Below are 19,476 nucleotides of genomic sequence, written 5' to 3'. Positions count from 1 at the left end.
ATCACATCAATCACAGGTTTGCGCGCGATGTGTCGGTGTCGCTGTGATCACGCAACAGTGTCGGTAGGGCGACGCTCCCGCATCGACGCCCACAACGCGGCGGTGGCCGCGGTGCACAGCGCCGCGCCCGCGACGTGGACAGCGACGAGCGCCGCGGGCACACCGGTGAAGAACTGCACGGCACCGACGAGGCCTTGCGCGCACACCAGGGCGACCAGCACGCCGAGGCGCACCATGACCGGCCGGGCCGCGCGCACCGCGGCGAGCCCGAATCCGAGCGCCACCACGAGCGACAGGTAGGCAACGAGAAGCGACGAGTGCATGTGCACGAGCGTCAGAATCTCGACTTCCAGGCGCGGTATCACCCGATCCAGGCTCTTGTCGCCCGCGTGCGGGCCTGCGCCGGTCACCAGGGTTCCCGTCACGAGGACCGCTGTCAGAGCCACGCCGGACAGCGCGGTCAGCTGACGCAGCGGCTTGGGAACCCGAGTCGCCGCCACGCCCGAATCCGGTTCGCCCACCTTGACGTAGAGCAGCACCGCCAGCCACACCATCGCCATCGAGGCCAGCAGGTGAATGGCCACCGTCCACCACAGCAGACCGGTCAACACCGTGATTCCGCCGATGACGGCCTGCACCACGGTCGAGGCGGGCATGAGCCAGGCGTAGACCAGCACCTCGCGGCGGCGCCTGGCCCGGGTCACCGCAAGCACCGCGGCCGCGGCGGTCAACACCACCAGGAACGTGATCATGCGGTTGCCGAACTCGACGGCTTGGTGGACGACGGCGACCTCGGCGTGCGGCACCGGGGTGAAGCTGCCCGGGAAACACTGTGGCCAGGTCGGGCAACCCAGGCCGGACGCGGTGACCCGGACGATCGCGCCGGTGACCGCGATACCGCCCTGGGTCAGGATCACCAGGAACGCGATGATCCGCTGGACCCGGAGACTGGGCACGGGCAGCAGGTCGACCAGACGCAGGAAAAGTCGTCCGACGGGCACGGCCTGATCGTAGATGACGACGAACTACAGGTTGTAGTAGGGCTGCCCGTTCCGCGGAACTGCATCCCGGTCGCTACCACGCGATGTCAACGACCGGGAATGCAGTTCCGCGGCGGGCGCGGGTCAGGTGAAGCGGAACCAGCGCAGCGCGCAGACCGCGGCCACGGCGCCCCACACCGCGAGCACGGCCAGGCCGAACCAGTCCACCGAAAGCGTCATCGCCTGCGTCAGCGACTCGGTGAGCGCACCTGACGGGGTCAACCGGGCGGCCCAGGCCACCGCGGTCGGAATCGCCTGTCCGTCCTGGCCCTCGAGCGTCAGTGCGCCGAGTCCGGCGAACACGAACCACAGCAGGTTGGCCAGTGCGAGCACGATCTCCGAACGCAGCGTGCCGCCCAGCAGCAGTCCCAATGCAGCGAATCCGGCGGTGCCGAGGGCGATGATCAGGGCGCCGAGCGCCAGGCCGGCCAAAGGCGGCCGCCAGCCGAGGGCGACGCCGATGGCGCCGAGCAGGATCGCCTGCAGGAAGACCACCGCGACCACCGCGAGCGACTTCCCGGCGATGATGCCCCACACCGGAAGCGCGGTCGCGCCAAGACGTTTCAGCGCGCCGTAGCGGCGGTCGAACGCCACCGCGATCGCCTGCCCGGTGAACGCCGTCGAGATCACCGCGAGCGCCATGATCGCGGGCGTGAACGTGCCCGCGCGGTCCTCGCCGAAGGAGCCGAGCGGCAACAAAGTCAGGCCGATGAGCAACGTGATCGGGATGAACATCGTCAGCAGCAGCTGCTCACCGTTGCGCAGCAGCAGGCGGAGTTCCAGGCCGAACTGTGCGGCCAGCATCTTCTGGACCGTCGCGGGCCGAGGGTCGGGCGTGAAGGTGCCCGGCGCGAATCGGTCGGTCGCCATCGTCGGTTCTGTCACGGCCGTAGCTCCCGTCCGGTCAAGTCGAGGAACACGTCTTCCAGGCTGCGTTGCTCGACGCGCATGTCCGTCGCGAGGACGTTGAGCCGCGCACACCACGCCGTCACGGTCGCGAGCACCTGCGGGTCGATGTGTCCCTCGACCAGGTATTCGCCCGGTGCGGTCTCGGTGGCCTTGTAGTCCTCGGGCAGCGCCGAGATCAGCAGCGACAGATCGAGTTTGCGCGGTGCGCTGAACCGCAGCTGGTTCTCGGCCCCGCTGCGCATGAGCTCTGCGGGCGTGCCGGTGGCCACGGCCACCCCGTGGTCGATGATCACGATCCGATCCGCGAGCTCCTCGGCCTCGGTCAGCTGATGCGTGGTGAGCACGACCGTGACACCGTCGCGGCGCAGCGAATCGATCAACTCCCACACCACGATTCGCGCATGGGCGTCCATACCGGCGGTGGGCTCGTCGAGGAACACCAGTTCGGGCCTGCCGACGACGGCGCACGCGAGTGCCAGCCGCTGCTGCTGTCCGCCGGACAGCCGTCGATAGGTCGTTCGCGCGGATTCGGTCAGGCCGAGGGTGTCCATCAGCCACGCCGGGTCAAGGGGATTGGCCGCATAGGACGCGACCAGGTCGAGCATCTCGCCGGCGCGCGCCGCGGGGTAGCCGCCACCGCCCTGCAGCATGACGCCGATCCGTTCGCGCAACCGGGCGTTGTCGGCGACGGGATCGAGGCCGAGGATCTCGATGCTGCCCGCGTCGGCGCGGATGAACCCTTCGCACATCTCGACGGTCGTGGTCTTGCCCGCGCCGTTGGGGCCGAGCAGCGCCAGCACTTCGGCCCGCCGGACCTCCAGGTCGAGTCCGGACACGGCCGTCGTCGACCCGTACTGCTTGGTGACGCCGCGGAGCAGCACGGGGGTTTCGCCGCGCGGGGAGCCGGCGGGGTCGGACGAGGTCACGGGGATTCAGCGTAGGCGTCGCGGTGTTCAGTTCGTGCCGCCGGTGGGCTTGTCGCGGGCTCGGGTGACGCACGCCACGGTAGCCGCCGGTAGGTCAGCCCGATGAGGATCAGCACGATGAGGGCGCTGGCAAGGGTCGCCATGACGATCTGAAAGAGCGTGAACCGGTCCCCGTTCGCCGTCGGCCCGAAGATGCCGACCACGAGCGTGATGGCGATGGTCGCGCCGCGGAAGCCCGGCCGGGTGGCCCATGCGGCGAGCGGGATGATCGCCCACAGCAGGTACCAGGGCTGCACCACCGGGAACAGCAACACCGTGCCGCCCAGCGCGACTCCCAGTCCGCCGACGGGATGCAGGCGGCCGCGCAGCACCGCGAACAACAGCCAGGTGACCAGGATCGAGATCATGAACACGCCGATCGCACGGGTGAGGCCGAGTACCGCGGTCGTGTGGTCCCCGAGCCCGAGCAGAATCCCGACCTGACCGGTTCCGAGCGCCAGCAGCGTCGGCGGGGACATCCAGCTGCGCACCACGTTGGCGGTGCCGAGCGTGAACAGCCAGCCGAAGCCGAGGCCGCTGGCCCATCCGATCACCGCCATGACCGCGAGCGACAGCGTGCCGAGGGACGTGCCGGCCAGCAGAAAAGCCTTGAGCGTGCCGCCCCAGCGCCAGGCCAGCGCCATGGCGACGAATCCCAACGCCAACAGCGACGGCAGCTTGACCTGGGACGACATCGCGATCAGCACAGCGCCGAGCACCAGCGTCGCCATCGGCAGCCAGCGTGCCCAGTCGGTGCGGGTGTTCGGCCAGGCGAGCGGCCGGGGCAACAGAGGCTGGGCGGCGTCGATCCCACGCAGCGCGAACTCCGTGCCGGCCAGCATCAGGCCGAGCATGAGCGCCTCGTTGTGGATACCCGCGACCAGATGCATGAACAGCAGTGGGTTGCACGCGCCGAGCCAGAGCGCGCTCACCTCGGCGACCCCGCAGCGCCGGGCCAGCCGCGGCGTGGCCCACACGATCAGGCCCACGCCGGCCAGCACGACGAGCCGGTGGCACAGCACCGCGGCCACGATGTTCTCGCCGGTCAACGCCGATATGCCCTGGCCGATCCACAAGAAGAGGGGGCCGTAGGGGGCGGGTGTCTCGCGCCACAGGTTCGGCACCGAAAGCGTGAACACGTGATCGAGGCCAAGCCCGGTGGCCGGGCCGACCCGGTACGGATCGAGGCCGATCAGCGCGATCTCGCTCTGGGCCAGGTACGAGTAGACGTCGCGGCTGTACATCGGCGGCGCCAGCAGAAGCGGTATCGCCCACAGCAACAGCGTCCGGTCGAGCTGGCTGCGGGACATCCGGCGCGAACCGAGTGCGAACCGGCCCAGCATGAGCCACGCCAGCGCCATCATCACCGCACCGGTCGTCGTCATGGTCAGCGACACCGTCTGGATGCGCGACGGCAGGTTGAGCAGCCGCACGCCGAAAGTCGGATCCTGCACGACGGGACGGGCCCCGGCCCCAAGAGCGCCGATCGCCATCAGGACGGTCCCGGTGGCCCCGAACAGCCGGGTGCGGCGCAGGGCGACGACTTCGGCGTCGTTGAGAGGTGACCCGACCGTGCGTTCGTCGCCGTGCCACCGGGCGATCGACGAGCTGAAGGACGACAGGCGGCTGGCCATCACAGCAGCGTAACCGTCGGCCCAGGACGCTCCCGCCGGGCAAGGGTGGCCCCCGTCACGTAAGGGTGCCCTTGCTAGAACCGTTCACGGAATTCCGTCACAATGGTGTTGTGAAATTACGTCCGGACGATCCGCGCGCGGCTGCGGCCGTCGTGCCCGTTTCGGACGGACAGACCCGCCGGGCCATCATCCAGCTGCTACTGGAAGGCCCGATCACCGCAGGTCAGATCGGAGACCGGCTCGGAATCTCCGCCGCGGGCGTGCGCAGGCATCTCGATGCGCTGATCGACGCCGGCGACGCCCAGGCCAGCGCGGCCGCGGCGTGGCAGCACAACGGCCGAGGCCGGCCGGCGAAACGCTACCGGTTGACGGCGGCCGGGCGGGCGAAGCTCGGCCACACCTATGACGACCTGGCGGTCGCCGCGATCCGGCAGCTGCGGGAGATCGGCGGAAAAGACGCGGTCCGGACGTTCGCGCGCCGCCGCATCGACACGATCCTGGCGGGAGTAACCGGCGGGTCCGATGACGTTGCAGAGACTGCCGACCGCGTGGCCGACGCCTTGACCAAGGCCGGTTATGCGACCACGACGACGCCGGTGAGCGGACCGGTCCACGGTGTGCAGATCTGCCAACATCACTGTCCGATCTCGCACGTCGCCGAGGAGTTCCCGGAGCTGTGCGAGACGGAGAGTGAGGCGTTCGCCGAGATCCTCGGCACGCACGTACAGCGCTTGGCGACCATCGTCAACGGCGATTGCGCCTGTACCACCCACGTACCACTCGACACAGACAACTCGACAGATGTTCGGGGAACAGCCCGCCCCCGGACAACCACTGCAATCAATCAAGGAGCGGCGAAATGACCATCACGCCCGATACGCCACTGACCCAGGAAGAGACGATCGCCTCGCTGGGCAAGTACGGCTATGGCTGGTCGGACTCCGATGCCGCGGGCGCGAGTGCGCAGCGTGGCCTGTCCGAGGCGGTCGTGCGTGACATCTCGGCCAAGAAGAACGAGCCCGAGTGGATGCTCGACATCCGGCTCAAGGCACTGCGCACGTTCGACAAGAAGCCGATGCCGAACTGGGGTTCCAACCTCGAGGGCATCGATTTCGACAACATCAAGTACTTCGTGCGCTCGACCGAGAAGCAGGCGGCCTCGTGGGAGGACCTGCCCGAGGACATCCGCAACACCTACGACCGGCTTGGCATCCCCGAGGCCGAGAAGCAGCGTCTCGTCGCCGGCGTGGCCGCGCAGTACGAGTCCGAGGTCGTCTACCACCAGATCCGCGAGGACCTCGAGGCGCAGGGCGTCATCTTCCTCGACACCGACACCGGTCTGCGCGAGCACCCCGAGATCTTCAAGCAGTACTTCGGCACCGTGATCCCGGCCGGCGACAACAAGTTCTCGGCGCTGAACACCGCGGTGTGGTCGGGCGGTTCGTTCATCTACGTGCCGCCGGGCGTGCACGTCGACATCCCGCTGCAGGCCTACTTCCGGATCAACACCGAGAACATGGGCCAGTTCGAGCGCACACTGATCATCGTCGACGAGGGTGCCTACGTGCACTACGTCGAGGGATGTACGGCGCCGATCTACAAGAGCGACTCGTTGCACTCGGCCGTCGTCGAGATCATCGTCAAGCCCGGTGGGCGGTGCCGCTACACGACCATCCAGAACTGGTCGAACAACGTCTTCAACCTGGTGACCAAGCGCGCCAGGGCCGAGGCGGGCGCCACGATGGAGTGGATCGACGGCAACATCGGCTCCAAGGTCACGATGAAGTACCCGGCCGTGTGGATGACCGGTGAGCACGCCAAGGGCGAGGTGCTCTCGGTTGCCTTCGCCGGCGAGGGCCAGCACCAGGACACCGGCGCCAAGATGCTTCACCTGGCGCCGAACACGTCGAGCAACATCGTGTCCAAGTCGGTCGCACGCGGTGGCGGCCGCGCGTCCTACCGCGGCCTGATCCAGGTGAACAAGGGCGCACACGGATCGCGGTCCAGCGTCAAATGCGATGCGCTGCTTGTCGACACCATCAGCCGCAGCGACACCTATCCCTACGTCGACATCCGCGAGGACGACGTGACGATGGGTCACGAGGCGACGGTGTCCAAGGTCAGCGAGGATCAGCTGTTCTACCTGATGAGCCGCGGCCTGACCGAGGACGAGGCCATGGCGATGGTGGTGCGCGGCTTCGTCGAGCCCATCGCCAAGGAACTGCCGATGGAGTACGCGCTCGAATTGAACCGGCTCATCGAGCTGCAGATGGAAGGTGCGGTCGGTTAAGTGGGCGAGCTAACTACTGCGGTCGAGGGAACCAACAAGGGCGAGCTGTTCACATCGTTCGACGTCGACGCCTTCGAGGTGCCCGGCGGTCGAGACGAGCTGTGGCGGTTCACCCCGCTGAAGCGGTTGCGCGGCCTGCACAACGGATCCGCCCCGGTGACGGGTAGCGCCCTGATCGAGGTGTCCGAGCGGCCCGGCGTCACGGTCGAGACCGTGGAGCGCGGCGACGAACGTCTCGGCCAGGGCGGGGTTCCCGCCGATCGGGTTGCCGCGCAGGCATATTCGTCGTTCGGGCACGCGACGATCGTCACCGTCGGCCGCAACACCCAGGTCGAAGAGCCCATCGAGATCACCGTGAGCGGCCCCGGTGCGGGCTCCACGGCATACGGTCATCTGCAGATCCGGGTCGACGAACTGGCCGAGGCCGTCGTGGTCATCGACCAGCGCGGCAGCGGAACCTACGCCGACAACGTCGAATTCGTGATCGGCGACGCCGCGCAGCTCAAGGTCGTGTCGATCGCCGACTGGGCCGACGACGCGGTGCACGTCAGCATGCACCACGCGACGCTCGGCAAGGATGCGGTGCTGCGCCATTTCGCGGTCACCCTCGGCGGCGACGTCGCGCGGTTGACCGGCCGGGTGCGGTTCTGCGCACCGGGTGGCGACGCCGAGCTGCTGGGCCTGTACTTCGCCGACGACGGCCAGCACTTCGAATCGCGCCTGTTGGTCGACCACGCGCAACCCAACTGCCGCTCACACGTCACGTACAAGGGTGCGCTGCAAGGCGATCCGGATACCGACAAGCCCGACACCCACACCGTGTGGGTGGGCGATGTGCTGATCCGCGCCGAGGCGACCGGCACCGACACCTACGAGGTCAACCGCAACCTGGTGCTCACCGACGGGGCGCGGGCCGATTCGGTGCCCAACCTCGAGATCGAGACCGGGGAGATCGTCGGCGCCGGGCACGCCAGTGCGACCGGACGTTTCGACGACGAGCAGCTGTTCTACCTCCAGGCCCGGGGCATCCCCGAGGACCAGGCCCGGCGACTCGTGGTGCGCGGGTTCTTCGGCGAGCTGATCCAGAAGATCGCCGTGCCCTCCGTCCGCGAGCGCCTCACCGAGGCCATCGAACACGAACTTGCGCTAACCGAAGGAATCAAGCACTGATGAGCACACTGGAAATCAAGGATCTCCACGTCAGCGTCGCGTCCGCCGAGGACGGGACCGACATCCCGATCCTCAAGGGCGTCGACCTCACCGTGAACTCGGGGGAGACCCACGCGCTGATGGGCCCCAACGGATCCGGCAAGTCCACGCTGTCCTACGCCGTGGCCGGCCACCCGAAGTACACCGTGACGTCCGGTTCGATCACGCTCGACGGGCAGGACGTCCTCGAGATGTCGATCGACGAGCGGGCGCGTGCCGGTCTGTTCCTGGCGATGCAGTACCCGGTCGAGGTTCCCGGCGTTTCGATGTCGAACTTCCTGCGCACCGCGGCCACCGCGGTGCGTGGCGAGGCGCCCAAGCTGCGGCACTGGGTCAAGGAGGTCAAGGCCGCGATGGACGACCTCGACATCGACCCGGCCTTCGGCGAGCGCAGCGTCAACGAGGGATTCTCCGGCGGTGAGAAGAAGCGCCACGAGATCTTGCAGCTGTCGCTGCTCAAGCCGAAGATCGCGATCCTCGACGAGACCGACTCCGGCCTCGACGTCGACGCGCTGCGCGTGGTGAGTGAGGGCGTCAATCGCTACGCCGAGGACACCCACGGCGGCATTCTGCTGATCACGCACTACACGCGGATCCTGCGCTACATCCGTCCGCAGTTCGTGCACGTGTTCGTGGGCGGCCGGATCGTCGAGTCCGGGGGACCGGAGCTCGCCGACGAACTCGAAGAGAACGGATACGTGCGCTTCACACAAGCCGTCGGAGCGTGACATGACTGCATCTGCGCAGACTTTGGATCTCACCAGGATCAGGGCCGACTTCCCGATCCTCAACCGGGTGATGCGCAGCGGAAACCAGCTGGCTTACCTCGATTCCGGCGCGACATCGCAGAAGCCGTTGCAGGTGCTGGACGCCGAGCGGGATTTCCTGATCACGTCGAACGGCGCCGTGCACCGCGGTGCGCACCAGCTGATGGAGGAATCCACCGACGCCTACGAGCAGGGTCGCGCCGACATCGCGGCCTTCGTGGGCGCCGATTCCGACGAGCTGGTGTTCACCAAGAACGCCACCGAGGCCATCAACCTGGTGGCATATGTGCTGGGGGACAAGCGGTTCGACCGGGCCGTCGGGCCCGGCGACGTCATCGTCACCACCGAACTCGAGCATCACGCGAACCTGATTCCGTGGCAGGAGCTCGCCGAGCGGACGGGTGCGACGCTGCGTTGGTACGGCGTCACCGAGGACGGCCGCATCGACCTGGATTCGCTGCAGCTCGACGAGCGGGTGAAAGTGGTGGCGTTCAGCCATCATTCTAATGTCACCGGCGCGATCGCCCCGGTGGCCGAGCTCGTCGCGCGGGCCAGGGCGGTCGGCGCCCTCACGCTGCTCGACGCCTGCCAGTCGGTGCCTCACCAGCCCGTCGACGTCCATGCGCTCGATGTCGACTTCGCCGCGTTCTCCGGGCACAAGATGTTGGGCCCCACCGGGATCGGCGTCCTCTATGGGCGGCGCGAGCTGCTCAACGCGATGCCGCCGTTCATCACCGGCGGGTCCATGATCGAGACCGTCACGATGGAGAAGACGACCTACGCGCCCGCACCGCAACGCTTCGAAGCGGGTACACCCATGACGTCGCAGGTGGTCGGATTGGCCGCGGCCGCGCGGTATTTGACCGATCTCGGCATGGCCTCGGTCGAGGCGCACGAGGCCGCGCTCGTCGCCGCCGCGCTGGAGGGTTTGCAGGGCGTGCCGGGCGTGCGCATCATCGGGCCGCAGTCGTTGGAGCATCGGGGATCGCCGGTGAGTTTCGTGCTCGACGGTGTGCACGCGCACGACGTCGGGCAGGTCCTCGACGACGAAGGCGTCGCCGTGCGGGTCGGGCACCATTGCGCCTGGCCGCTGCACCGCCGGTTCGGCATCGCCGCGACCGCACGCGCGTCGTTCGCGGTATACAACACGCTCGACGAGGTCGACCGGATGGTCGCCGGTGTCAAACGGGCGGTGGAGTTCTTTTCGTGAGAATGGACCAGATGTACCAGGAAGTGATCCTGGACCATTACAAGCATCCCCATCACCGAGGGCTGCGGGAACCGTTCGGCGCCGAGGTGTACCACGTCAATCCGACCTGTGGTGACGAGGTGACGTTGCGGGTCGCGCTGTCCGACGACGGCGAGACGGTCGACGACGTCTCCTACGACGGTCAGGGTTGTTCGATCAGCCAGGCGGCCACGTCGGTGCTCACCGATCAGGTGATCGGCCAGAGTGTCGGCGACGCACTCAAGACCGTCGCCGCATTCACCGAGATGATTTCCTCGCGCGGCAACGTCGAGGGGGACGAAGATGTACTCGGGGACGGCATCGCATTCGCCGGTGTCGCGAAGTACCCGGCGCGGGTGAAATGCGCGCTGCTGGGGTGGATGGCTTTCAAAGATGCGTTGGCGCAAGCCAGTGAGGAGACCGACGATGAGCGACACCGAAGCGCCTGACCAGGAGTTGTTGGCCGACGTCGAAGAGGCGATGCGCGATGTCGTGGATCCCGAGCTCGGCATCAACGTCGTCGACCTCGGGCTGGTGTACGGACTGAACGTCGAGCAGGGCGACTCCGGACCCGTCGCGCTCATCGACATGACGCTGACCTCGGCGGCGTGCCCGCTGACCGACGTGATCGAAGACCAGTCCCGCACCGCTCTGGTCGGCGCAGGCCTGGTGAACGAGATCAAGATCAACTGGGTGTGGAACCCGCCGTGGGGCCCGGACAAGATCACCGATGACGGCCGCGAACAGCTGCGGGCGCTCGGTTTCACCGTCTAGCAGCCGGTAGGCCCGTCACAATGGCCGGGTGGTCACGATCCCGGCCTTCGTCTGGCATGGCGGTTTCGTCTACCGGGCGCTGATCACCGGTCTGAGTGTCGGTCTGTGCCTCGGTGTGCTCGCGTGGCTTGATTCGGGCTTCTTCCTGGCCGGCGCGTTGGCCTTCGTCGTCGTCGGCATCTTCTACGGCACCTGGATGCCGATGAGGATGGCCCGGTACTGGCCGATGGCACAACAACTCGACGGCGCTCAACGGGTGGCACTGGTCCGTGCCGCGCGTCGCGGCATTCGCCTCGACGACTCACGGCTCGCCGAGGCCGCCACGGGTTACCGGCAAGGTATGCACGCGGCCGTCGAGGCGGCCCGGCCGCTGCGGTGGTTGCTGTTGCTCGTGCTGGGCGTCGCGGTGGCGACGGCAGTGTGGGATGCCATGTTCGGTTCGATCGGCAACGCGGTGGTGTCGTTCGTCTATCTGGTGTTGCTGTTGGTCGAGATCTTCTGGTGGCCCAAGCGTCAGGCGCAATTGCTGGCCAATGTCGATCGCGCCTGTGGATAACTAGTGAATTCGATGCCATTGCCGGGCTGCTCTGTCGGGTGGCGTCACTAGCTTCCTGCTCGACGGCGACAGTCGAAGTCGCCGCACGATCAGAGGAGTACTGCCATGCCGACCGACATTGACCTGCTGCGCACCGCGTGTGAGCGCGACCTCGGTGATCCCGAGCTGTGGTTGAGCTCGATCAGTTACCCAAATTCGTTGGCGCTGTGCGTGATCGACGCCATCTACTCGACCGGGGCGCGGTATGTGACCGTCGAAAAGGTGGTCGGCCGGTATCGAGATCACCGGACCGCGCAAGGCGGTGATGCCGACTCCGACGGTCTCACCGAACTCTTGGCCACGATGCGCGAACTCGGCGGTCCCGATCCATGGGCCTCGCAGATCGGCAATCGGCGGCCTACGTCCAGCGCGGCGAACGCGCCGCTGAAGGCCCAGGCCATCGCCGAAGTGGCCGAAGCGCTTGTGGCCCTTGGTATCGACACGACCGACGATCTACGCGCTGTCACCGCGGATGACGAGCGCGGTGCACGGGCCAGGGCGGCGTGGTGCGCCACACCCGGACAACGTTCGGGCCTTACGTGGGACTATGCGCTCAAGCTCGCGCGGATACCCGGGGCGAATGCCGGCCCGGTGGTGGTCGGCTATGTCGCACGTGAGATCGGCACGGTCGACTCCGCCGGTGCGGCGGAGTTGATTCGCGGGGTGGCCGAAGCTGCGGGCTGGAACGCGATCGAACTCGACCATGCGATCTGGCGATTCGAGTCAGGGCGTCCGCACCAACGGGCTTCCTGAACGGGCACCCGCCCCAGCGTGGGGGCCGTGTACGCGCGACGGCGGTTTCGCGTGCATGGCCCCCACGCTCGACGGAAAAACCGGTGGGGAGCACCCCGCCCGAGTGCTACCGTCACGGCATGTTCGTGACGCGCGATTGCTGTTCGCCGGCCGGGATGCACCGTGCATCCGCGGCCGCGTTGTCGTGCGTGGTTGCGGCCGAGCGCAAGTCGGGCGCCCTCGGAAAATCTCATACACATCTCAATAACTCTGTTTGCCCTGCCAGGTACGTCGGCTGACGTTCCGCTGCCGCGTTGCGCCCAATTGCATTGGTCATCAAAGAATTTCGCGAAATATTCCGCTTTACCGCACGCGGTCGGCATAGCAGTATCTAAGCGGATCGTGCTGCGCCACAATGCCTGCGGTCCAGAGCGGTGCACCGGAGAACGAGAGGAGGCACACCGTCATGAAGGAACTGACCGTCGACGTATACAACGCCGATTACCGTGTGCTGTCCCGGATTCCGTGGCAGGAGGCCGTGCAGCTCATCCTGCGCGATGCGGTGTACATCATCGACACGCACGACCCGGCGGTGCACATCCACAGCCCGTCGCTGGTGATCGAGCTGCCGATGTCGGTCGCGCTACGTGAGTACGTGCACATCCCGTACCGGCCGACCGATCGGGCGACTCGCGTCGGGGTGCTTCGCCGGGATCGCCACACCTGCGTCTACTGCGGCGGGCGGGCCGACACCGTCGATCACGTCCTGCCGCGTAGCCGCGGCGGGTCGGATCACTGGCTCAACCTGGTCGCGGCATGCCAGCCGTGCAACGGCCGCAAGGGTGACCGGACGCCGGGCGAGGCCGGAATGTCGATGATGCGTGAGCCGTTCGAGCCCAAGCAGCCCGACGTCTTCGGTCAGGCGCCGGTGCTCGTAGCGGTCTGACAGCTCGGTGAGCGAGGTTGCTCACCGAGCTGTCCATGGCGGTCGTGGTGTAACGGCAACACAGTGGTCTGTGACGCCACAGTCGATGGGTTCGAGTCCCTCCGGCCGCCCCAAATCCCTGTAGCCCAATTGGAAGAGGCGCTGGATTCAGAATCCAGTGGTTGTGGGTTCGACTCCCTCCAGGGATACCAACCGATATCACGGTCCTCGGTGCACCCGACCGATTACCTGACTAAGGTCAGAGAATGTCGTCGGACATGATCGCGCAGGTGCGCAGGTTCAACCGGACCGTCACTCAGCGGGCCGGGGTGTTGTACGAGAATTACCTGGCCAGCGGCCGGTCCCTCGGGCAGGACCGCGTGTTGTGGGAGATCGGCGCGGACGGCTGCGATGTCCGCGACCTCCGGTCGCGACTCGATCTGGACTCCGGGTACCTGAGCCGGCTCCTGCGTGCCCTGCAGCGCGACGGGCTGATCACGGTCGAGCCCCAGGCCGACGATCGGCGGGTGCGCACCGTCTGGTTGACACAGGCCGGACGCAGCGAGCTTCAGACACTGAACGCACGTTCCGACGACGCCGCGGCCGCGATCCTCACACCCCTCACGGCCACCCAGCAGACTCGGCTCGTGCAGGCGATGGCCGAGGTCGAGCGGCTACTCACCGCCTCGACCGTGCGAATCGCCGAATGCGATCCGCGCCGGCCCGAGGCCAGGTTCTGCCTCGACACCTACTACGCGGAGCTCGCCCAGCGGTTCCCCGCAGGCTTCGACCCCGCGGTGAGCCCCGTCGCCGATGAGGAGATGACGCCTCCCGCCGGCCTGCTGCTCGTCGCATCCCTGCACGGACAACCGGTCGGCTGCGGCGCGCTGATCTGGTATCCGGATGCAGTGGCCCTGGTCAAGCGGATGTGGGTGGCGCCGAGCGCCCGCGGGATCGGTCTGGGCAGGCGCATGCTGTCCGAACTCGAGTCCAGGGCCCGCGATCACGGCGACCGGCTCGTGCGTCTCGACACCAACGCCGCGCTCACCGAGGCGCTCAACCTGTATCGCACCTGTGGTTATCGCGAGGTCGCTCCGTTCAGCGACGAGCCATACGCGAATCACTGGTTCGAGAAATCCGTCGCAGAAAGTGTGTAACGCTTCGGGCACTTACACGCACTGAGAAATCGTCAGACCCCGGAGAGGATCGGCGATGGTCGCGACGGTAGACGAAACGGCACTGATCCAAGCGCTGCGCAACGGCGACGAGACGGCTTTCGCGATGCTGGTCGATCAGCACACGCCCGCGATGCTGCGGGTCGCACGCGGCTACGTACCGAGTGCCGAGATTGCGGAGGAGGTCGTGCAGGAGGCGTGGATCGCGTTGATCAAGGGCATCGGGAAGTTCGAGGGCCGATCGTCGCTACGGACGTGGCTGTTCACGGTGATGATCAACATCGCCAAGTCCCGCGGCGTTCGGGAACGACGCGACGCCGATGCGGAGATCGCGGCGTTCACCGGTACCACGGTCGACCCGGCCCGGTTCCGCCCTGGTTCAGATCCGTGGCCCGGGCACTGGAAGGCGGACGCGGCGCCATCCGCGTTCCCGGAAACAACGGAGGGTTCGCTGCTGGGCACCGAACTCATGGAACTCGTACGTCGCGAATTGGAGAAGCTGCCCGAGCGTCAGCGCATGGTGGTGACCTTGCGTGACATGCTCGGATTCGACTCCGCCGAGGTGTGTCGACTACTCGACCTCACGGTCGCCAATCAACGGGTGCTCCTGCACCGCGGGCGTGCCGCCGTGCGGCAGGCACTTGAGGACTATCTGCAGGAGGTGTCATAGCGATGGACTGCAACGAACTCGTCGAGCTCGTCACGGCTTATCTCGACGGTGCGCTCGATCCCGACACCCGGGTGCGTTTCGACATGCATCTGCTGGAGTGCGACGGCTGTGAGCGCTACCTGCAGCAGTTCCGCGAGACCGTGCGTACCGTGGGCCGGATCACCGACGACGAGATCGATCCGCGCTTGCGCAACCGTCTGCTCAACGCATTCAAAGACTTTCAGTGAGTGGTTGACGGCGGAATGCGCGGGTACCCCCGCCGAAACAGCGCTAACCAGCCTGTTGTGACCGTACGGTGGGGAACAGCCCGTCCCACCCCGGCGTTAGGACAAGTGTGAGCACGCAAGACATCACCGCAGAACAGTTCAACGACACCATCAACGACAACGAGATCGTGCTGGTGGATTTCTGGGCGTCCTGGTGCGGGCCGTGTCGTGCGTTTGCGCCGACGTTCGCGGCCTCGTCCGACAAGCATCCCGAAATCGTTCACGCCAAGGTCGACACCGAAGCCGAGCAGGCACTCGCCGCGGCCGCCGATATCCGGTCGATCCCGACGTTGATGGCGTTCAAGAAGGGCAAGTTGGTTTTCAACCAGGCCGGGGCACTGCCGCCAGCCGCGCTGGAGGACCTGGTCCAGAAGATCAAGGAATTCGACATCGACGCGGCCGTCGCTGCACAGGACGAAGCCCAGCAGTCCTGACCGCCGAAATGGCATGCTTCGCCGAGGGCTGACCGGGGCGGCGCGCTAACGTGCTTGTCCGTGACTGACGACAACCACTTCGTCCTCGTCGATCGTGCACGGCCGGACGTCGCCCTGGTGACTTTGAATCGGCCTGAGCGAATGAACTCCATGGCGTTCGACGTCATGGTTCCGCTCAAACGCGTTCTCGAAGAACTGCGCTACGACAATTCCGTGCGCGTCGTGGTGCTGACGGGCGCCGGGCGCGGCTTCTCTTCTGGGGCCGATCACAAATCGGCCGGCTCGGTGCCACACGTCGACGGGCTCACCCGGCCGACGTACGCACTGCGCTCGATGGAGCTGTTGGACGACGTGATCCTTGCGCTGCGTAGGTTGCATCAACCGGTGATCGCAGCTGTCAACGGCGCCGCGATCGGCGGTGGGCTCTGCCTTGCCCTGGCATGCGACATCCGGGTGGCCGCCGACGGCGCGTACTTCCGCGCGGCGGGCATCAACAACGGACTGACCGCGAGCGAGCTCGGGCTGTCCTATCTGTTGCCACGCGCCATCGGTGCGTCGCGGGCATTCGAGATCATGCTCACCGGCCGGGATGTCGACGCCGACGAGGCACAGCGGATCGGATTGGTGTCGCGGTCGGTGCCCGACGACGAACTGCTCGACACCTGTTACCAGATGGCGGAGCGCATCGCGGCCTTCTCCCGGCCGGGAACCGAATTGACCAAGCGCACCTTGTGGAGCGGACTGGACGCTTCGAGCCTCGAGGGGCACATGCAGGCCGAAGGCCTGGGACAGCTCTATGTGCGCCTGCTGACCGCGAACTTCGAGGAGGCCGTGGCGGCCCGCGCCGAAAAACGCGCCCCGATCTTCACCGACGAACGCTGAGCGGCGGCGTCACCGGCTCACCGGCCTGCGGATCTCAGCGCGCGCCGCGGTGATCGCGTCGACCACGGCGCCGATGTGCGGTTCGCGCACGATCGAGTGATGGTCGCATTCGACGACGCGAAAGTCCATGTCGCCGGTGAGGATTCGCTGCCACAGCCGTGGGTCGTCGCGGTTGAGGTGGCTGAGGATGAGCAGGCTGCGACCGGACCACGGCGCAGGCCGGTGCCGGTAGCCGGTGATCATCCCGACCTCCTCGGTCGCCAGCGTCCTTCGCCGATGGCCGCCGAACAACAAACCCGCCAGCGGTATCTGTTTCTGCCGTGCCCACCAGGTGGCGAACGTGTTCGCATCGTCGGTCTGCAGTGTCACGGTCGCGCCGGGCAGGTCTTTACGGGCGTCACGCGCGACCCTCGGCGACAGCCAGGGGTCCAGCATCGCCACCAGTTCGACCTTCTCACCTTCTGCTTCGAGCTGCCGCGCGGCCTCCAACGCGATGTGAGCACCCAGTGAGTGCCCGACGAGGGTGTACGGGCCGTGCGGCTGGATGCGGCGAAGATCCGCCAGATGCCGGCTGGTGGCCCGGCGGATGGACCAATCGGGGAACGTGCCCCGGTTGAGTCCGCTGGGTTCGAACGCGTACACCGCGGTTTCTGCGCTTACGCGTTCGGCCAGCGGCAGGAAGCACAGCGACAGCGCTCCCGCGCCGGTGAAGCAGAAAAGAGTCGGGCCGACGGTGTTCCCGGAGATCGGCCGCAGCGGCACCGTCGTCGGATTCAGCGGTCGGCGGTCCTGCGGTGTTCGTACGGTGTGGTCGTCGGCGAGTCGGCCGGCGAACGCCGCGAGCGTCGGCGCCATCGCCAGGTCGGCCGGTTTGAGCCAAATGCCTTGCGTCTTCTTGAGTATTTCGAGCATCCGGATGACGGACAGGGAGTCGCCACCGAGTGCGTAGAAGCTGTCGGTTCGGCTGATCTCGTCTACTCCGAGCACCTCGGCCCACAATCGCGCGACGGCGGCTTCGCGTTCTCCTCGGGGCGGATCATGCGGCGCGCGAACCGGTTTCGGCAAGGCCGAGCGGTCGACCTTGCCCCGGTCGCCACGGGGCAGCGCGGGCAGGATGACGATGTTGGCCGGGACCATCCACGGCGGCAGGTCACGGTGCAACCTCGTCCGCAGATCTGCGACGGCGGGCGTCCTGGTTGTCGCACTGGGCGCGACGTAGGCCGTGAGAGTGGGGCTTTCGGTCGAGCCGATGACGACGACTTCGCGGATGTCGTCGTACGACGACAGTGTCGCCTCGATCTCGCTCGGCTCGACGAGGTATCCGCGGATCTTGACGGTACTGCCGGCACGTCCGGACAGCACCAGATTGTCCTGCCCGTCCCACCGTCCGACATCACCGCCGACATATGTGGTGACGCCGTCGTGGTGGTGGGCGAACGTGGCGGCGGTGGCGACCGCGTCGAGATAGCCCGGCCCGAGATAACGGGAGCTGATGGAGACGGCCCCGTTGTCGTCGATATCGATCCGCTTGTGCGGAGCCGGGATTCCCACCGGGACGACGCCGCGGGGAAGCGGCGCGTTCGGCACGATGTCATAGCTGGCGATGGCCAGTGTCTCGGTGGATCCCGCCCAGTTGGTGAACACCGCGTTGGGTGTCAGCTCGCGAGCCAGCTTGATGTGTCGCACGTGGGTGGGTTCGCCGGTGGTGACGACCCGGCGGACGTCGGGCAACGTGGCACCACGAGCCGCGGTGTGCAAGGCGTCGACGAAAGACGGCGTGCACGTGATCACCTCGGCGCCCGAGTCGCGGATACGGTCGAACGCGTCGGCCGCGCTGTGCTCGCGCGGGTCGATCCCGACGATCTCGGCGCCTCCCACGAGGCAGCCGATCAACACATTGAGGCCGCCGGCGAAGCTGATGGGCATGCAGAGCGCGACTTTTCGGCCATCGGCGAGACCGAATCGGTCGTTCAACAGTTGTGCATCGGCCAGCCAGATGCCGTTGGTGTGCAGGACGGCCTTGGGCGTACCGGTGGAACCGGACGTGAACTGGATGCTGGTGATGTCGTCGAGGCTGGGGCTTTCTTCCGGTTCGGCAGACGCCGTAGAGGCGGGATCGCCGGGGCTGTCGAACGGTTCGTCGGCGGTGAACACCTCGTATCCGTGCTCGGCGAGAATCGCTGTGATCTTTTCCACACGGTTGTCGGGCGTGGCTCGATCCACCGCCACCACGGCGATTTTCGATGCAAACATACCCAGGATCTTCGAAACGGTCGGTGCGGCGAGGTCGGCGGTGACGAGTGCCGCGCGCGGTCGGGTACCCGCCGGTGTGGCCACGGTCTGGGCCTGGACTGCGGCCAGCAGATGGCCGTAGGTGACGGTGTGGGTCGCGGTGCGGAGAGCGATCCGGTCTGGGCGGCTGCGCGCGGTCGCCTCGAAGTGGGCAGGCACCGAGCGGTGTTCGATGGGGCGCTCGGCCGGCACGCGCACCGGAACGGACGAGTCGGTGGGCGAGGCGCCGCGGACTGCCCGGGCTCGAGCCGCTGACAGGCGACGTGCCATGCCGGCGCAGACGACCGTCAAGAAAATGATGGCCGTGGTGATCACGGCAAGTGCTTTGATCCACGGCGCGCCGCCCGATATCTGGGAATTGGCGTCGCCGGTGTGTCTCAACCGGCTCATAACGTACGACGTCCTTATCGCTCATCGTGACGTGAACCCGCTCCGGCGTAACGTTCGGGTCCACTCGGGTGGGACGGAGGACCGCCCGAATGCTCAATGGTGAGGTAGGTTAGCCTAGCCAATGTTGTCATGCGCGCTGTGGGGCGGTTCACGAAAGTGCCGCGCCCGGCGCTGTCTGCCGACCCTGCCGTGCATGAAATACCGTGGCGCCCAAGCTGCTTCGAGTCCCCCCGGCGCGCGGGCCCGATGCTCGGCCGATGTACGCGGACGCATTGGCGACCCATGGTGCGGTCGAGGTA

At 67.0% G+C, this 19,476-nt stretch carries 20 protein-coding genes and 2 tRNA genes; 17 read left to right on the top strand and 5 right to left on the bottom strand.

Features of this window, described 5'->3' with window-relative positions:
• Positions 1-47 precede the first annotated feature (47 nt).
• The 4 genes from ACOI2T_RS19175 to mptB form a co-directional block, all read right to left on the bottom strand.
• A complete protein-coding gene (locus ACOI2T_RS19175) occupies positions 48-1,001 on the bottom strand; it encodes a COX15/CtaA family protein (protein WP_409504779.1) in 954 nt (317 codons plus the stop codon).
• 123 nt (positions 1,002-1,124) lie between these two features.
• Positions 1,125-1,910 (bottom strand): ABC transporter permease, encoded by a 786-nt coding sequence (locus ACOI2T_RS19170; protein ID WP_067845267.1) that lies wholly within the window; start codon positions 1,908-1,910, stop codon positions 1,125-1,127.
• Between the two features lie 11 nt (positions 1,911-1,921).
• Positions 1,922-2,875 carry an ABC transporter ATP-binding protein gene (locus tag ACOI2T_RS19165; protein ID WP_409504780.1) on the bottom strand — a complete coding sequence of 318 codons (954 nt, stop codon included), beginning with the start codon at positions 2,873-2,875 and terminating at the stop codon, positions 1,922-1,924.
• The gene (gene mptB / locus ACOI2T_RS19160; protein WP_067845271.1) at positions 2,872-4,548 is read right to left on the bottom strand and encodes a polyprenol phosphomannose-dependent alpha 1,6 mannosyltransferase MptB; all 1,677 of its coding nucleotides are present in this window, start codon (positions 4,546-4,548) and stop codon (positions 2,872-2,874) included. The genes ACOI2T_RS19165 and mptB overlap by 4 nt, the downstream gene beginning before the upstream one ends.
• A 110-nt stretch (positions 4,549-4,658) precedes the next feature.
• On the opposite strand from mptB, the gene ACOI2T_RS19155 reads away from it, so the two are divergent.
• The 17 genes from ACOI2T_RS19155 to ACOI2T_RS19075 all read left to right on the top strand — a co-directional run bounded on the left by ACOI2T_RS19155 (position 4,659) and on the right by ACOI2T_RS19075 (position 16,495).
• A complete protein-coding gene (locus ACOI2T_RS19155) occupies positions 4,659-5,411 on the top strand; it encodes a helix-turn-helix transcriptional regulator (RefSeq protein WP_165765998.1) in 753 nt (250 codons plus the stop codon).
• Positions 5,408-6,838 (top strand): Fe-S cluster assembly protein SufB, encoded by a 1,431-nt coding sequence (gene sufB, locus ACOI2T_RS19150; protein ID WP_067845273.1) that lies wholly within the window; start codon positions 5,408-5,410, stop codon positions 6,836-6,838. The genes ACOI2T_RS19155 and sufB overlap by 4 nt, the downstream gene beginning before the upstream one ends.
• Positions 6,839-8,008 (top strand): Fe-S cluster assembly protein SufD, encoded by a 1,170-nt coding sequence (sufD, locus tag ACOI2T_RS19145; RefSeq protein WP_067845275.1) that lies wholly within the window; start codon positions 6,839-6,841, stop codon positions 8,006-8,008.
• On the top strand, positions 8,008-8,775 hold the full coding sequence (sufC, locus tag ACOI2T_RS19140; protein ID WP_067845276.1) for a Fe-S cluster assembly ATPase SufC: 768 nt from the start codon (positions 8,008-8,010) through the stop codon (positions 8,773-8,775). The genes sufD and sufC overlap by 1 nt, the downstream gene beginning before the upstream one ends.
• Before the next feature lies 1 nt (position 8,776).
• Positions 8,777-10,024: a cysteine desulfurase gene (locus ACOI2T_RS19135; protein ID WP_409504782.1), complete on the top strand. Its 1,248-nt coding sequence runs from the start codon at positions 8,777-8,779 to the stop codon at positions 10,022-10,024.
• Complete coding sequence (gene sufU / locus ACOI2T_RS19130) at positions 10,021-10,491, top strand: Fe-S cluster assembly sulfur transfer protein SufU (protein ID WP_067845281.1); 471 nt, start codon at positions 10,021-10,023, stop codon at positions 10,489-10,491. The genes ACOI2T_RS19135 and sufU overlap by 4 nt, the downstream gene beginning before the upstream one ends.
• The gene (locus ACOI2T_RS19125; RefSeq protein WP_067845283.1) at positions 10,469-10,816 is read left to right on the top strand and encodes a metal-sulfur cluster assembly factor; all 348 of its coding nucleotides are present in this window, start codon (positions 10,469-10,471) and stop codon (positions 10,814-10,816) included. The genes sufU and ACOI2T_RS19125 overlap by 23 nt, the downstream gene beginning before the upstream one ends.
• Before the next feature lie 28 nt (positions 10,817-10,844).
• A complete protein-coding gene (locus tag ACOI2T_RS19120) occupies positions 10,845-11,372 on the top strand; it encodes a hypothetical protein (protein WP_409504783.1) in 528 nt (175 codons plus the stop codon).
• A 105-nt stretch (positions 11,373-11,477) separates the two neighbouring features.
• Positions 11,478-12,164: a DUF8548 family protein gene (locus ACOI2T_RS19115; protein WP_409504784.1), complete on the top strand. Its 687-nt coding sequence runs from the start codon at positions 11,478-11,480 to the stop codon at positions 12,162-12,164.
• Positions 12,165-12,609: 445 nt separating this feature from the next.
• The gene (locus ACOI2T_RS19110) at positions 12,610-13,089 is read left to right on the top strand and encodes an HNH endonuclease (protein ID WP_409504785.1); all 480 of its coding nucleotides are present in this window, start codon (positions 12,610-12,612) and stop codon (positions 13,087-13,089) included.
• 38 nt (positions 13,090-13,127) lie between these two features.
• A tRNA-His gene (locus tag ACOI2T_RS19105) sits at positions 13,128-13,202 on the top strand.
• A gap of 1 nt (position 13,203) precedes the next feature.
• Positions 13,204-13,280, top strand: a tRNA-Leu gene (locus ACOI2T_RS19100).
• A 54-nt stretch (positions 13,281-13,334) separates the two neighbouring features.
• Positions 13,335-14,225: a bifunctional helix-turn-helix transcriptional regulator/GNAT family N-acetyltransferase gene (locus tag ACOI2T_RS19095; RefSeq protein ID WP_409504786.1), complete on the top strand. Its 891-nt coding sequence runs from the start codon at positions 13,335-13,337 to the stop codon at positions 14,223-14,225.
• A gap of 55 nt (positions 14,226-14,280) precedes the next feature.
• Positions 14,281-14,913 (top strand): RNA polymerase sigma factor, encoded by a 633-nt coding sequence (locus ACOI2T_RS19090; RefSeq protein WP_409504787.1) that lies wholly within the window; start codon positions 14,281-14,283, stop codon positions 14,911-14,913.
• A gap of 2 nt (positions 14,914-14,915) precedes the next feature.
• Positions 14,916-15,140 carry an anti-sigma factor family protein gene (locus ACOI2T_RS19085; RefSeq protein ID WP_409504788.1) on the top strand — a complete coding sequence of 75 codons (225 nt, stop codon included), beginning with the start codon at positions 14,916-14,918 and terminating at the stop codon, positions 15,138-15,140.
• A gap of 107 nt (positions 15,141-15,247) precedes the next feature.
• The gene (trxA, locus tag ACOI2T_RS19080; protein WP_409504789.1) at positions 15,248-15,613 is read left to right on the top strand and encodes a thioredoxin; all 366 of its coding nucleotides are present in this window, start codon (positions 15,248-15,250) and stop codon (positions 15,611-15,613) included.
• A 54-nt stretch (positions 15,614-15,667) separates the two neighbouring features.
• A complete protein-coding gene (locus ACOI2T_RS19075) occupies positions 15,668-16,495 on the top strand; it encodes an enoyl-CoA hydratase (RefSeq protein WP_409504790.1) in 828 nt (275 codons plus the stop codon).
• 9 nt (positions 16,496-16,504) lie between these two features.
• Here ACOI2T_RS19075 and ACOI2T_RS19070 read toward each other — a convergent pair whose 3' ends face one another.
• On the bottom strand, positions 16,505-19,177 hold the full coding sequence (locus ACOI2T_RS19070) for an alpha/beta fold hydrolase (RefSeq protein WP_409504791.1): 2,673 nt from the start codon (positions 19,175-19,177) through the stop codon (positions 16,505-16,507).
• Positions 19,178-19,476 lie beyond the last annotated feature (299 nt).

It is taken from the genome of Mycolicibacterium wolinskyi str. Jessa 2025 (genome assembly GCF_049241375.1).
Taxonomy (GTDB): domain Bacteria; phylum Actinomycetota; class Actinomycetes; order Mycobacteriales; family Mycobacteriaceae; genus Mycobacterium; species Mycobacterium wolinskyi.
Note: the sequence above shows the minus strand (reverse complement) of the source record. Positions and strands in the feature narration are given on the sequence as shown.

Coding starts and splice junctions, on each gene's coding strand:
- ACOI2T_RS19170 (WP_067845267.1), bottom strand. CDS start 1,910: ATGGCGACCGACCGATTCGCGCCGGGCACCTTCACGCCCGACCCTCGG.
- mptB (WP_067845271.1), bottom strand. CDS start 4,548: ATGGCCAGCCGCCTGTCGTCCTTCAGCTCGTCGATCGCCCGGTGGCAC.
- sufB (WP_067845273.1), top strand. CDS start 5,408: ATGACCATCACGCCCGATACGCCACTGACCCAGGAAGAGACGATCGCC.
- sufC (WP_067845276.1), top strand. CDS start 8,008: ATGAGCACACTGGAAATCAAGGATCTCCACGTCAGCGTCGCGTCCGCC.
- ACOI2T_RS19135 (WP_409504782.1), top strand. CDS start 8,777: ATGACTGCATCTGCGCAGACTTTGGATCTCACCAGGATCAGGGCCGAC.
- ACOI2T_RS19125 (WP_067845283.1), top strand. CDS start 10,469: ATGAGCGACACCGAAGCGCCTGACCAGGAGTTGTTGGCCGACGTCGAA.
- ACOI2T_RS19115 (WP_409504784.1), top strand. CDS start 11,478: ATGCCGACCGACATTGACCTGCTGCGCACCGCGTGTGAGCGCGACCTC.
- ACOI2T_RS19110 (WP_409504785.1), top strand. CDS start 12,610: ATGAAGGAACTGACCGTCGACGTATACAACGCCGATTACCGTGTGCTG.
- ACOI2T_RS19095 (WP_409504786.1), top strand. CDS start 13,335: ATGTCGTCGGACATGATCGCGCAGGTGCGCAGGTTCAACCGGACCGTC.
- ACOI2T_RS19090 (WP_409504787.1), top strand. CDS start 14,281: ATGGTCGCGACGGTAGACGAAACGGCACTGATCCAAGCGCTGCGCAAC.
- ACOI2T_RS19085 (WP_409504788.1), top strand. CDS start 14,916: ATGGACTGCAACGAACTCGTCGAGCTCGTCACGGCTTATCTCGACGGT.
- ACOI2T_RS19070 (WP_409504791.1), bottom strand. CDS start 19,177: ATGAGCCGGTTGAGACACACCGGCGACGCCAATTCCCAGATATCGGGC.